This is a genomic window from Pelomicrobium sp. G1 (assembly GCF_051905455.1).
In the GTDB taxonomy this organism is placed as follows: Bacteria; Pseudomonadota; Gammaproteobacteria; order Burkholderiales; family UBA6910; genus Pelomicrobium.
In genome coordinates this window covers 23,605-36,421 of sequence record NZ_JBQACR010000007.1, presented here as the reverse complement: position 1 = coordinate 36,421, position 12,817 = coordinate 23,605, and the positions used below count along the sequence as shown (strand labels likewise).

The 12,817-nt window shown below is 63.0% G+C and carries 12 protein-coding genes; 3 read left to right on the top strand and 9 right to left on the bottom strand.

Annotation, left to right across the window (positions count from 1 at the left end; translation table 11 throughout):
• Window positions 1-16: 16 nt before the first annotated feature.
• From flgJ to flgL, 3 genes are read left to right on the top strand one after another with little or no spacing between them, the layout of a single operon-like run.
• Window positions 17-880 (top strand): flagellar assembly peptidoglycan hydrolase FlgJ, encoded by an 864-nt coding sequence (gene flgJ / locus ACTFO6_RS08345; protein ID WP_439934120.1) that lies wholly within the window; start codon window positions 17-19, stop codon window positions 878-880.
• A 39-nt stretch (window positions 881-919) separates the two neighbouring features.
• The gene (gene flgK / locus ACTFO6_RS08340) at window positions 920-2,824 is read left to right on the top strand and encodes a flagellar hook-associated protein FlgK (RefSeq protein WP_439933995.1); all 1,905 of its coding nucleotides are present in this window, start codon (window positions 920-922) and stop codon (window positions 2,822-2,824) included.
• Window positions 2,825-2,840: 16 nt separating this feature from the next.
• Window positions 2,841-4,049: a flagellar hook-associated protein FlgL gene (gene flgL / locus ACTFO6_RS08335; protein WP_439933994.1), complete on the top strand. Its 1,209-nt coding sequence runs from the start codon at window positions 2,841-2,843 to the stop codon at window positions 4,047-4,049.
• Between the two features lie 11 nt (window positions 4,050-4,060).
• Here flgL and fliR read toward each other — a convergent pair whose 3' ends face one another.
• The 9 genes from fliR to ACTFO6_RS08290 all read right to left on the bottom strand — a co-directional run bounded on the left by fliR (window position 4,061) and on the right by ACTFO6_RS08290 (window position 12,398).
• Window positions 4,061-4,840: a flagellar biosynthetic protein FliR gene (fliR, locus tag ACTFO6_RS08330; protein ID WP_439933993.1), complete on the bottom strand. Its 780-nt coding sequence runs from the start codon at window positions 4,838-4,840 to the stop codon at window positions 4,061-4,063.
• 4 nt (window positions 4,841-4,844) lie between these two features.
• Window positions 4,845-5,114, bottom strand: coding sequence for a flagellar biosynthesis protein FliQ (gene fliQ, locus ACTFO6_RS08325; RefSeq protein ID WP_439933992.1), 270 nt, complete (start codon window positions 5,112-5,114; stop codon window positions 4,845-4,847).
• A 19-nt stretch (window positions 5,115-5,133) separates the two neighbouring features.
• Entirely contained in the window at window positions 5,134-5,862 is a 729-nt protein-coding gene (fliP, locus tag ACTFO6_RS08320) for a flagellar type III secretion system pore protein FliP (RefSeq protein ID WP_439934119.1), read from the bottom strand.
• Between the two features lie 43 nt (window positions 5,863-5,905).
• Entirely contained in the window at window positions 5,906-6,313 is a 408-nt protein-coding gene (gene fliO, locus ACTFO6_RS08315; RefSeq protein ID WP_439933991.1) for a flagellar biosynthetic protein FliO, read from the bottom strand.
• 5 nt (window positions 6,314-6,318) lie between these two features.
• On the bottom strand, window positions 6,319-6,819 hold the full coding sequence (gene fliN / locus ACTFO6_RS08310) for a flagellar motor switch protein FliN (RefSeq protein ID WP_439933990.1): 501 nt from the start codon (window positions 6,817-6,819) through the stop codon (window positions 6,319-6,321).
• Complete coding sequence (fliM, locus tag ACTFO6_RS08305) at window positions 6,744-7,721, bottom strand: flagellar motor switch protein FliM (protein ID WP_439933989.1); 978 nt, start codon at window positions 7,719-7,721, stop codon at window positions 6,744-6,746. The genes fliN and fliM overlap by 76 nt, the downstream gene beginning before the upstream one ends.
• Before the next feature lie 4 nt (window positions 7,722-7,725).
• Window positions 7,726-8,220, bottom strand: coding sequence for a flagellar basal body-associated protein FliL (gene fliL / locus ACTFO6_RS08300; protein ID WP_439933988.1), 495 nt, complete (start codon window positions 8,218-8,220; stop codon window positions 7,726-7,728).
• Window positions 8,221-8,846: 626 nt separating this feature from the next.
• Window positions 8,847-11,837 (bottom strand): EAL domain-containing protein, encoded by a 2,991-nt coding sequence (locus ACTFO6_RS08295; RefSeq protein WP_439933987.1) that lies wholly within the window; start codon window positions 11,835-11,837, stop codon window positions 8,847-8,849.
• Between the two features lie 192 nt (window positions 11,838-12,029).
• Window positions 12,030-12,398, bottom strand: a complete 369-nt coding sequence (locus ACTFO6_RS08290; protein WP_439933986.1) for a flagellar hook-length control protein FliK — start codon at window positions 12,396-12,398, stop codon at window positions 12,030-12,032.
• Between the last annotated feature and the right edge of the window lie 419 nt (window positions 12,399-12,817).

Sequence of the window (12,817 nt, the reverse complement as noted above, 5' to 3'; positions counted from 1 at the left end):
CGGAAAGTCTCCGGTGATGCACAGCCTCGAAGCGTTGAGCGCTCTGGCGATCGACGGCCGAAGCCTGGATGGGTTGCGGACCAAGGCGCGCCGCGATCCCGACGGGGCGCTCAAAGCAGCGGCCAGAGAATTCGAGGCGGTATTCATGGAGATGGTGCTGAAGAGCATGCGGCAGGCGGCGGTTGCGCAAGCGAGCCTTGAAGAGCACGGCTTCGGAGGCAGTGAGGTGCGAACCTACCAGGGGATGCTGGACCAGCAACTCGCCCGGGACGCTGCCTCCCGGGGATTGGGACTGGCACAGCGACTGGTGGAGCAGCTTTCCCGCAGCCAGCCTCCGAGAGTCGAAAGAACGCCCCTCTCCTCCACGACTTCGGCTTCGACCGTGTCGGTCCAGGACGCCCCTACGTCGGCGCCGGCAAGCTTCGTTGAGCAGTTGTGGCCCCACGCCGAAGCCGCAGCTCGCGCCTTGGGACTGCCGCCGCGCTTCGTGCTCGGCCATGCGGCGCTGGAGAGCGGTTGGGGCCGGTACGAAATCCGCCATCCGGACGGGCGCCCGAGCCACAACCTGTTCGGTATCAAGGCGGGAGCCGGTTGGAAGGGCGAGACCGTGGAAGTGGTGACCACCGAATATGTGGACGGTCGTGCCGAAAGGCGCCGCGAGCGCTTCCGCGCCTACAGCTCCTACGCTGAAGCCTTTGCCGATTACGCTCGGCTGCTCGCCGCAAGCCCTCGCTATGCGCCGGTACTCGCCCATGGGGGTGACGCGGACGCTTTTGCTCGGGCGCTCGCGCAGGCGGGGTATGCCACCGATCCCCTCTACGCCCGCAAGCTCTCGGCGGTGCTGAGGAGCCCGGTACTGTCCGCGCCTGCGGCGGGGTGAAGCTCAAGTCTTTTTCTGCGCGACCGATAACTAAAAAGCATGGGCAACAGCATCCTCAACATCGGCGTGACTGCACTGACCGCTGCCCAGACGGGGCTTACCACGGCGGGGCACAATATCGCCAACGTGAACACGCCCGGTTACAGCCGCCAGCAGGTGATCCAGGCTACCAACCCAGCGCTGCGGGCAGGAGCGGGCTATCTGGGACAAGGCACCCACGTGGCCCGCATCGAGCGGTTGTACAACCAGTTTTTGGCTCAGCAAGTCCTATCTGCGGAAAGCGCAGCTGCAGAGGGGGCGACCCATTACGAACGCATCCAGCAGGTGGACAACCTGCTCGCGGACACGGTGGGTGGGCTTGCTCCGGCATTGTCGGATTATTTCAGGGCTCTGCACGATCTTGCTACCCATCCTGCCTCCGCGGTGGCGCGCCAGACGGTGCTGTCTTCTGGGCAGGCGCTGGTTGCCCGCTTCCGCATGTTGGACGCCCGGCTAGAGGAGATGCGTGCCGCATCGAGCCGACAAGTGGAGGCGAGCGTGGCCGCCATCAACGGGTATGCGCGCCAGATCGCGGTGCTGAACGAGCGCATCGCCCTTGCCGAGAGCGGCAACGGGGCGGTGCCGCCCAACGACCTCTTGGACCAGCGCGATGCTCTGCTTGCCCAGCTCAACCGGGAGATTCGGGTGACAGTGGTGCGCCAGGACAGCGCCTACAACGTGTTCATCGGCAACGGTCAGCCCCTGGTGACGGGCACGGTAGCGGGTCGGCTCTCGCCTGTGCCGGATCCCCAGGACCCGACCCGCATCACCGTGGCCCTGGAAAGCGGCGCCGGCATCGTGGTGCTGAAGGAGGAGCTTCTCACCGGCGGGCGCCTGGGGGGCGAGCTCGCGTTCCGCCGGGAGACGCTGGAGCCTGCCCGCAATGGACTAGGGCGCATCGCCGTCGTGCTCGCTGCCACCATGAACGACCAGCACCGGCTGGGCCAGGATCTGCAGGGAAACCTGGGCGGTGATCTCTTCGCCGTGGCAAGCCCCCGGGTCACGGACCACGGGGCGAACAGCGGAAGCGCGCAGCTCACGGCCGTCATCGCCGATGCCTCAGCCCTCACGGCGAGCGACTACCGCCTGAGCTACGACGGTGCGGGCTATACCCTCACGCGTCTGAGCGACGGCAGCGTGACCACTTTCAGCACCTTCCCCCAGACCGTGGACGGGTTTACCCTGACGTTGTCTTCTGGCGTCGCGGCAGCGGGCGACAGCTTCCTCATCCAACCTACGGTGGACGGGGCCCGTGACCTGGTCCTCGCCGTGGCTGATCCGGCCAAGCTTGCTGCAGCCGCCCCCATCACCACCGCTGCCGCAAGCGGCAACACTGGCAACGGGCTCATCAGTGCCGCAGAGGTGGTGGGGCCGCCGCCCACTGATCCCAACCTGCAGGCGCAGGTAACCATCGAGTTCAACGATCCGCCTACTTCGTTCAACGTGACGGGTCCGGGGACCGGTGACCCAGTAGGCGTCCCCTATACGCCCGGCGGCCCGATTGCCTACAACGGCTGGATGATTACCATCACCGGCACGCCCGCGGCGGGGGACCGCTTCACCGTCGGCCCCAACACGGGCGGGGTCTCCGACGGGCGTAACGCGTTGAAGCTGGCGGCACTCGCGCAAGCGGGCACCTTGGTGGGCGGCACGGCGAGCTATCAAGGGGCATACGGAGCCCTGGTAGGACGCATCGGCAGCGCCACCCGCGAGTTGGAAGTCATCAGTACCGCCCAGGCGAACCTCGCTCGCCAGGCAGGGGAAGCCCTCGCGGCGGTCACTGGCGTGAACCTGGACGAAGAGGCGGCGGCGCTCCTGCGCTACCAGCAGGCATACTTGGCCGCCGGAAAGGTGATGCAGATCGCAAGCCGCCTGTTCGACACACTCCTCGAGCTGGGACGTTGATTCTCTGGAGGAAGGGATGCGAATCACCACGGGCATGGTCTACGAACGGGGGCTGTTGGCACTCTTGCGCCAACAGCAAGCACTGTTGGAAGTGCAGCAGCAGCTCTCCACCGGTCGGCGGGTGGTGACGCCCTCCGACGACCCCATCGCTGCGGCGCGGGCGGTAGAACTAAGCCAGGCCCAAGCCCTTAACGACCAGTACGCCGTCAACCGGGGTTACGCCCGCGACGCCCTTTCCCTGGCCGAGTCCACGTTGGCGCGGGTGGGCGAGCTTATTATCGAAGCTCGTACGGCCTTGGTCCGGGCTGGTAACGGCACGCTGAGCGACGCCGACCGGCGATCCATCGCAGTGGAGTTGGAGGGCCGATTGCAACAGTTGCTTGCCTACGCCAACGCCACAAACGGAGCCGGCGAATACTTGTTCTCTGGCTATCGCGGTACGGTGCAGCCTTTCGTGGCAAGCCCCGCAGGAATCGTCTATCAAGGCGACCAGGGGCGGCGCGAAGTCCAGGTGGAAGCATCGCGGTTCATGCCCGTCACCGACTCGGGCGATGCCATCTTCCAGCGCATTCGAAACGGCAACGGCGTGTTTGTCGTCACTGCCGATAGCGGCAACACAGGCGGTGGCGTGGTGGACCCCGGCCGCCTCATCGATCCATCGGCCCTCACTGGCCACCGCTACGCGATCGTTTTTACTGTCTCTGGTGCTACGACTACCTACAGCGTCCTGGACGAGACCACCGGCACGACCCTGTCGTCTGGCAACCCTTACACTAGTGAAGCTGCCATCGAATTCGATGGCCTGCAGCTCACTATCACCGGAGCGCCAGCGGATGCGGATCGCTTCACCGTGGAGCCGAGCGGCACCCAGAGCCTGTTTACCACCCTGCAAAAAGCCATTTCCACCCTGCAGACTTCCACCACCACGGTCGCTGGCGCTGCCCGTGTGGCCAACGGGCTTAATGCGGCCCTCGCCGACCTGGATCTCGCCCTCGATCACGTGTTGGCGGCTCGCGCTTCCTTCGGTGTGCGCCTGGCGGAGCTGGATACACTGCAAGCGGGGGGCGAAGGCTTGGCGGTGCAGTACCAAACGTCCCTTTCGCGGCTGATCGACGTGGATTATGCCCAGGCGATCAGCGACTTTTTGCGTGGGCAGCAGTCGCTTGAAGCGGCTCGAGCCTCGTTTAGCCGGGTTGCCGGGCTGTCCCTGTTCGACTACCTCTAGCGGCCGGCCCCTCAACGGGCCGGTGCTATGGCGAGGAGCATATGGCCGACGGCTTCGGTGAGCGTCCGCTCTAGCGCAGGTGCGAGGGCCGGCAGCGCCAGGGCCAGAGCCACAAAGCCCGTGAGCAGGGTCACCGGAAAGCCCACTGCAAACAGGTTGAGCTGGGGGGCGGTACGGGACAGGACGGCGAGTATCGCGTTCACCACCAGTAGCGGTCCCACGACCGGCAGCGCGAACAGGGTACCGAGGGAGAACACCCTCGCGCCCATTTCCGCCAGGTCTTTCCAATGGTCTGGCGCCAGAGCAGCGCCGACAGGCAACACCTCGAAGCTTTGGGCGAGCGTTGCCAGCATCATCAAATGGCCGTTGAGGGCGAGAAAGAGCAGAAATCCGGCGAGCTCCAGAAACTGGGCGACAACCGGCGTCTGGCCAGCACTCTGGGGGTCATAAAAGATAGCGAAGCCCAGGCCCATCTGCAGCCCGATCAAGTCGCCCGCCAGGGAAAGGGCCGCAAAGGCAAGGCGTGCGCTCAAACCCATGAGCGCGCCGACGAGCACTTGCTCTGCCAAGATCGCAAGCCCAGCCGCCGAGCCCACCTGCACTTCAGGCATGGTGCCTGCCATGGGAGCGACGGCAAAAGCCATTGCGGCGCCCAGACCGATGCGCACCCGCACCGGCACATTACGAGAGTGCAAAAGTGGCGCCGTCATGATCAGCCCCAATACCCGGGCGAGGGGCCAGAGGAAAGTGGCCAACCAGGCGTTCAACTGGGCATCGGTGACCGAAATCATTGTTCTAGCCGATCACCGCGGGAATCGACTCCAGCAGTCTGCGCGTGTAGTCTGTGAGTAGGGTGAGCATCCATGGACCGGCCAGTGCCAGGGCCACCAGAATCGCCAGCAGTTTTGGGATGAAAGACAAGGTCATTTCGTTGATCTGTGTCGCCGCTTGGAAGATGCTGATCACGAGGCCGGTGACGAGAGCCGAGAGAAGCAGTGGAGCCGACACGATGGCCGTCAGCTCGATCGCTTGACGAGCGATGGTCATGACCGATTCTGGCGTCATCAAGGTTCTCCTTAAATTCTCATATGCCGAAACTCTGCACCAGCGAGCCGATCAACAGGTGCCAGCCGTCTACCAACACGAACAGCATGAGCTTGAATGGCAGCGCAACGATCACTGGCGAGACCATCATCATGCCCATGGACATGAGCACGCTTGCTACCACCAGATCGATGATGAGAAAAGGAATGAACACCACGAAACCGATCTGGAAAGCGGTCTTCAATTCGCTCGTCACGTAGGCCGGAATCAGCACTTTCATCGGGACATCCTCCGGCCCGTTCATGGTCTGCGTTCCGGAGATACGAGCAAAGAGGGCGAGATCCGGCTCCCGGGTCTGCTTCAGCATGAACTGCTTGAGGGGTTCGCTCGCACGGGTGACCGCATCCTCGAGGCTCATGCGGCCCTGCGCGTAAGGGACGTAGGCTTGCGCGTGAATTTTTTCCAGTACTGGCGACATCACGAACAAGGTGAGGAACAGCGCCAGGCCGATCAGCACCTGGTTGGGCGGCGAAGTCTGAGTGCCGAGGGCGTGGCGCAGCAGGGACAGCACGATGATGATGCGGGTAAAGCCGGTGAGCATGAGCAATGCCGCTGGTAGAAAGGAAAGGCTGGTGAGGAGCAGCAGGGTTTGCAGCGGCAGGCTGTAGGTCTGCCCCCCGCCAGGAGCGGGGGTAGCGGTGAGGGCGGGCAGCCCCGCTTGTTGGGCTGCGGTGGGCAGGGCAAGCAGGGCAAAGACGGCCGCTGCCATGGTGAACAAAGTGCGGCGCGCCCGCAGAGCCCTCGACCTTCCCTCAACCGGCACGGTCGCGCTCCATAAATTGCTTAAGCCAAGCGGCAAAGGAGCCGTTATTCGTTACAGGGGGGGAAGTGGGCGTGGCCTGGGCCGGCATTGCGTGCAGGGCATAGACCCGGCCCGGCGCGACCCCCAACACCAGCCAGGCACCGCCCACTTCCACCACCACCACCCGCTCCCGCGCGCCCACACCCACTGCGGCCACGACCCGCAGCCCTGCCGCACCACTGCCCGATGACCGGGAAGAGCGGCGCAGAAGCCAGGCGCCCCCCAGCACGACGAGCAGGACGAGAGCCAACCCTAAGACTCCCTGGAGCAGTTCCGCCACCGGTGCGCCTTGGCCCTGGGCCAGGGCGTTGGCCGGCAGGAGCACCGCACAAGCACAGGACCATGCTCTGCTTGCCATAGAAATCACCGGTTCAGGCGCCGGATGCGTTCGCTCGGAGTGACGATGTCGGTCAGCCGGATGCCGAACTTGTCGTTTACCACTACCACTTCGCCCTGGGCGATCAGGCAACCGTTTACCAGCACGTCCATGGGCTCGCCGGCCAACCCGTCCAGCTCTACCACTGAGCCCTGGGCGAGCTGGAGCAGGTTCTTGATGGGTAGCTTGGTGCGGCCCAGCTCCACCGTGAGCTGGACTGGGATGTCCAGGATCAGGTCCAGGTCGTTGCGGGCGGAAGGCGGAGCACCGTCCGAGAAGCGCTCGAAGATCTGGGCACTGGCGGCAACCGGCTGGGAGCCGGTTGCCGCCTGCTGTTCCGCCATGGCGGCAGCCCAGTCCTCGTTGCTCGCGCTACCCTGGGCGTCTTTCAGGTTGGACATGGCTTCCTCCGTCAGAGGGCGTCTGCGGGCGAGACCAGCCGCTCCACTCGCAGGGCATATTGACCGTTGGAAATACCGTAGCGGCATTCCATGACCGGAACACCGTCCACAGTGGCCAGGATGCGGAGCGGAATCTCGATCGGAATAACATCGCCTTCCCGCATGGTCAGGATCTGCTTCAGCGTCATGGTGGTCTGAGCCAGGTTGGCGACGATCTCCACTTCGGCCAGCTTCACCTGCTGGGAAAGCAGCTGCACCCAGCGCCGGTCCACGTCGAGCTGCTCGCCGTGGGTGGTGCTGTAGACTTTTTCTCGGATCGGCTCCAGCATAGAGTACGGCAAGCAGATGTGGAGCTCCCCCGCGCTCGCGCCCACTTCGATACGGAATGCAGTGGCGACGACTACTTCGTTGGGGGTGGCGATATTGGCGAACTGGGTATGCATTTCAGAACGCACGCACTCGAAGCTCAGGGGATGCACGGGCTGCCAGGCCTTTTCATACTCGGCAAACACCAAGGAGAGCAGCCGCTGGATGATGCGCTGCTCGGTCGGGGTGAAATCGCGACCCTCGACCCGGGTGTGAAAGCGGCCATCGCCGCCGAACAGGTTGTCGATCACCAAGAACACCAGATTCGGGTCGAGCACGAAGAGGGCCATTCCCCGCAGCGGTTTCACCTGGACCACGTTGAGATTGGTAGGCACCGCCAGGTTGCGGGTGAATTCGCTGTACTTGACCACTCGCACCGGACCGGCGGTAATCTCCGCCGTGCGACGGATAAAGTTGAAGATCACCAGCCGTAACTGCCGCGCCAGGCGTTCGTTGATGATCTCCAGTGTCGGCATGCGGCCGCGGACGATGCGCTCCTGTTTCGCCAGGTTGTAAGGGCGCACCGCCGAAACCTCGGAAGGTAGCGCTTCGTCCTCGACCTCCCCGCTTACCCCTTTGAGCAGGGCATCGACCTCTTCCTGGGACAGGAAATCCTTGGCCATGGCCTCACTGGATGACGAAGGAGGTGAACAATACAGCGTCCACCGCCTGAGGTCGCTCGCCGTCAAAAGGGGCGGTCACCGCCGCGGCGATTTCTGACGCCAGTTTTTCCTTGCCCTCGGTGCTAAGCAGGGCTTCACCCCGTTGGCTCGAGAGCACCCGCAGGATACGGTCCCGCACTACCGGCATATGGGCCTTGATGGCGGCTTCCGTATCCGGCTCGGTGGTCCTGAGTACCACGGTGGTCTGCAAATACTGGGCATCGCCGCCAGGCTGGAGATTCACCGTGAAGGGCTCGAGCGCGATGAAAACAGCCGGCTTGGGCTTGGATGCTTGAGCAGCGGAGGCTTCCTGCTGGAAAGTGAAATACCAGGCCCCGGCGCCACCCGCGCCAGCGAGTCCCAGCGTGCCGAGCAGGATCAGCCAAAGTTTTTTTCTTTTGGGCTTCGTGCTCTTGGGGGCCCCCGATACTGGAGTGCCGGTAGGAGTTGATCGAGCCATCGCTTTCTTTCCATCTTTCGCTGTAAATTATGGGCAGTAAGAAAACAGCATCATTTCCGGAAAAGCGTGCCCTTCAGGCGTCATTTCTCGATTGGAAGGCCCCCCTGTGCTTCATCGGATTCCCGGCGGAAATCTTTAGGCAGCCTGTGTAACAGTCATCTGCTACCAGAGTGATGCGCCTAATCGTGAACGCGGCCGGCAGGAAACCGAATGCGGAAACAAAGCTTTGCCGAGGGCACTTTCAAAGCGTAGACAAAGCCCATGCGCCGCGCGGCGTTTCTGGTCAGAATGGAGCGAGAGATGACTGTCTTAACAGCAAAGGGCAAGGCGCGTCTAATGAATAAGAAAGGGCCAGAAAGGGCAACTGCCAAAATGGTCTGACGCCGCTACGCTGGCACTGATTTTCCGGACCCAAAAGCTGCACACTGCACCAGGCAAGAGCTTTTACGGAGAAGTAAACCAGGTTGTCAAGCTGATATTTCGTGCAAGGGAGCTCACAAGTAGGGTTTCAACTTTGAAGGCCACAGGTTCAGCAACCGTGCATAAACACCCCTGCCAAAGCCTGGCCCACTTCGAGGGTCAGGGGTTTTCCCGACAGCACGAAAACCTGCGTTACGCTGCCTTTATCAACAACTCGCCATCTCTTGGCGATCCCCGCCCCGGCGGGGATCGAGACTCGGAGCCTGCAACCACCTGCGCGCGAAGACCCCGGCCGGCTGTGGCTGGTCGAAGTAATACCCCTGTGCTTCGTCGCAACCCAATGCCTGCAGTGCGTACACCTGGGCGGCCTGTTCCACGCCCTCGGCGAGTATTTTGAGCTGAAGGCTTTTCCCCATCGCGACGATGGTGCTCACGATGGAATAATTGCTGCGATCGTTCAACATGTCACGCACGAACGAGATGTCGATCTTGAGCTTGTGTACCGGAAAGCGCTTGAGGTAGGCAAGCGAAGAATAGCCGGTGCCGAAGTCATCGATGGCAAGGGCAAAGCCGGCCGAGGCCAGGGCGCGCGTGACCTCCACGGCCCGCTCCGGGTCGCGCATTACGCCGGATTCGGTCAGCTCGAGCTCGATTGCAGAAGGTGCTGTACCGGTTTCGCGAGCGATCCGAAGACACCGGTCGATGAAGCTGTCGTCCTCGAACTGCCTGGCGGACACATTCACTGCGATTTTTCCGGACAGCGGGCATTGGCGCTCCTGCCAGCGCCGCACCTGGCGGCAGGCTTCGGTAAGGACCCATTCGCCCAAGGTGCCGATTATCCCCCGTTCCTCGGCGATAGGGATGAATTCGGCGGGGGAGACTGCCCCCCACTCGGGATCGTGCCAGCGCGCCAGCGCCTCGGCCCCCGCGAGCCTGCCGCTTGCCAGATGCACCTGGGGCTGATAGTGAAGTTGCAGCTCTCCCTCGGCAAGCGCCGCTTCCAGCCGGCGGGCGATTTCCAGCTTCCTCGCCAGCTCGGCGCTCATCTGCGGGCGATAGAAGTAATAGCCGCCGCCGGAGGTCTTGGCGCGGTACATGGCAATGTCGGCGTTCTTGCGCAGCTCCTCGGGCGTGCGGCCATCTTCGGGAAAGACGGCGATGCCGATGCTTACCTTGAGGGTAAACCTCCGTCCATTGATGGCGAGAGGCTCACTGAGCGCCTTCTGGAGCCGTTCGGCGATGAGCGCCGCGGCCGACTGGTCGGCCCCTATGGCGATCACGACAAACTCATCACCCCCCAGGCGCGCCAGGGTTTCCCCCCCTCGCACGGTGGCCTGAAAGCGCCGGGCAGCCTCGACGAGCACCCGATCGCCGATGGCGTGCCCCTGCGTGTCGTTGATTTCCTTGAAGCGGTCCAGATCCAAAAACAGAAGCGCCAGGCGCTGCCTGTGGCGCTTCCCGCTCGCCAGCGCCTGCTGGAGTCGATCGAGGAACAACGCGCGGTTGGGCAGCCCCGTCAGAGGATCGTAGAAGGCAAGCTGCTCGATCTTCGCCGCCTGGGCTTTCTGCTCGCTGATGTCGCGGGCGATCGTGGAAAGATATTCGATTTTCCCCTCCATCCCCTTATGTGCCAGGATCACCTGTGAGACCAGAATCTCTCGCCCATCCCGGCTCAAGAAAGCCGTCTCTCCCTCCCAGGTGCCCTCAACGCTAGCCGTGGGAATGCCTTCTTCCAGCACGATCTTGCTTGCCCATTCAGGGTGGGTATCTTGGATTCTGATCTTCGAAACATCTTCTTGCTCACCGACCCCGAGCAAGCGCCGGGCAGCCCGGTTGAAGTACAACACCCGGCCATCGGGTGCGGCCGTGGCGACGAAATCAGGAGTCTGTTCCAAGATGGCAGCAAGACGCGTCAACTCTGCCTCAGTTTTCTTTCTTTGGGTGATGTTCTGCATCTGGGAGATGAAATACAAGGGCTCGCCGACCTCGTTGCGAACCAAGGAAACGCTCAACAACACCCAAATCACGTGGCCTTGTTTGTGGAGGTAGCGTTTCTCCATTTGGTAGGTCTGAATTTCTCCGGCCAGCATCTGGCGCACGTACTGTAAATCGGTCTCGAGGTCATCGGGATGGGTAATGTCCTGGAACGTGCGAGTCAATAATTCCGCCTCGCTATAGCCGACCACTTCGCAGAGCGACCGGTTAACTTTTAACCAGCGACCTTCTGGCGACACCAGAGCCATGCCGATAGCGGCATATTCGAAGGCGCTGATAAAGGTTTTCTCGCTTTCCCTAAGCGCTTGCTGCATCCTGGCCTTTTCGGTCGCGTCTTCCACAATCATGAGGAGACGGGCTTCTTCTTCCGCGAAGCGGATTCCAGTCAGCGTCACGCGCACCGGCTTGCGCGCCCTTGTTCCCGCCGCGCCCATGCTGAAGGGCACATCATGCTGGGCGATTCCGCTTTCCAGCACTTCCCGGACGCGCGCTTCCAGCCCCTCGGCCGCGACCACCTCCGTGAGCCTGCGGTTGCGCACCGCCTCCGGTTCCAGCCCGAACTGCTGCAGGAACGAGCGGTTGGCAGACAAAATCGTAAGCTCCTGGGAGAGCACCAGCAGACCGTCGGGCAGGCTCGCGAACACCTTCTCTGCGTACTCTTTCAGCGCCAGGATGGCTCGCCGGTCGGCCTCGATATAGGTGTCGATGGCGAGCCCCATGTCCAGCAGCACGATCTTGACGAGCGAGCGCACGCTGGCAATGAACGTCTCGGGGTTTTTCCCGAGCCGCTGCCAGAGTTCAGGGAGCAATCCCGAGAGATACTTGCCATAGGCGCCCAGATACCATGCCGGCGCCAGGCCGGCGCGCTGGTGAGCGACCCCCACGCGCAGGCGGTGGTGGGTGTATTCCAGGCCGTAGTCGCCTGCGGTGAGGCTATCGAAGTAGTGGGCCTGGGCCTGCTTCAGGCGCTCGAGCGCGGCGGTGTCGGGGATGAGGCGCCGGATTTCTTCGAAACGCAGCAGATGATCGTAGAAAGCCCGGGTGAATTCCGGGCCGAGATCCCGCAGGGCGACATGGAGCCGCTTGAGCCGGGCGATGTCTTCGTCGGTGAACTCCAGAAAAGCCTTACGCCGCTCTATCGCGGCCTCGTCGAGCTGCAAAGCCCGCATTACCGCTTCGGCGATCTCGTGCCCCTGCTTCATGCCCGCGGCCCTCGCCTGAACCCAGGAGCGGGAGATGAAGCTTGCTTGCGCAAGATTTCTTCTATCCACTCCAAATCCGACCGCTGATGTTCACGCACGCGATTCCCTCCTAAAAATCATGACCTTATAAGAATTTCACGAGAGACAATTTTTGGGCGGCGGCGAGAGGGGTGTGGCACAGCGCTTCGCGTATCAGGCGAAGAGATCCACCAGACCGCGCCTGCGCCGGGAGGAAATCTCGGCCACTGCTGCGGTTTTGGTATCAGGGCCGTTGTGGATAAGGGAGGGGAGAGAGGGACGGTCGCCGTCGAATCTGCGCCAACCCTCGAAGCCTTCGGCGCTCACCGTGGCACCGCCCAAGGCGATGCCCGCCTCCGCCAGCATGTCCTTCAGGCGGGGCAAAGCCGCCTCGATGGCTTCCCGAGTTTGGGGGTGCAGGGCTGAGAACGCCGCGCTGGCTTCGCCTTCCCGCAGGTGGATGACTATCCGCACCGGGCCGAGCTCAGGCGGGTCGAGGCGCAGCTCCGCCTGTTGGAGTTCGTGGGTCGCGATCCATACCACTTGCCGGGAGAACTCCTCATTGAAGCGGGGAGAACTCACTGGCGCTGTGACCGGCAAGGAGGCGATGCGAGGCTCGGTCCCCGGAGGGGGAGGGGCTGGGGGAGCCATGGGAGCGTCGCGCGCACTCACTGCTTGAGGCAACGATTCCCCCGGTGTGACCCCCAGCGAGCCGCGGGCTGACGACTGCTGTTCATCCCGGACGCGCGCCGAAACCTCGGGGGGCTCCACAGCGATCTCGGGGGTGCTGATGGGGCGACCATTGCTCGAAATCGATTCTAGGGGGATCGTCCAGTGCAGCGGTGCCGCAACGATGTTGCCTTCATCTGAGACGGCGCTTTCAATCCTAGACCATGAATCCGATGCCTGCGGTTCTGTGGAGTCGGCCTCCCGGTCCTCGCGGCTGATCCCCTGTGGAAGGA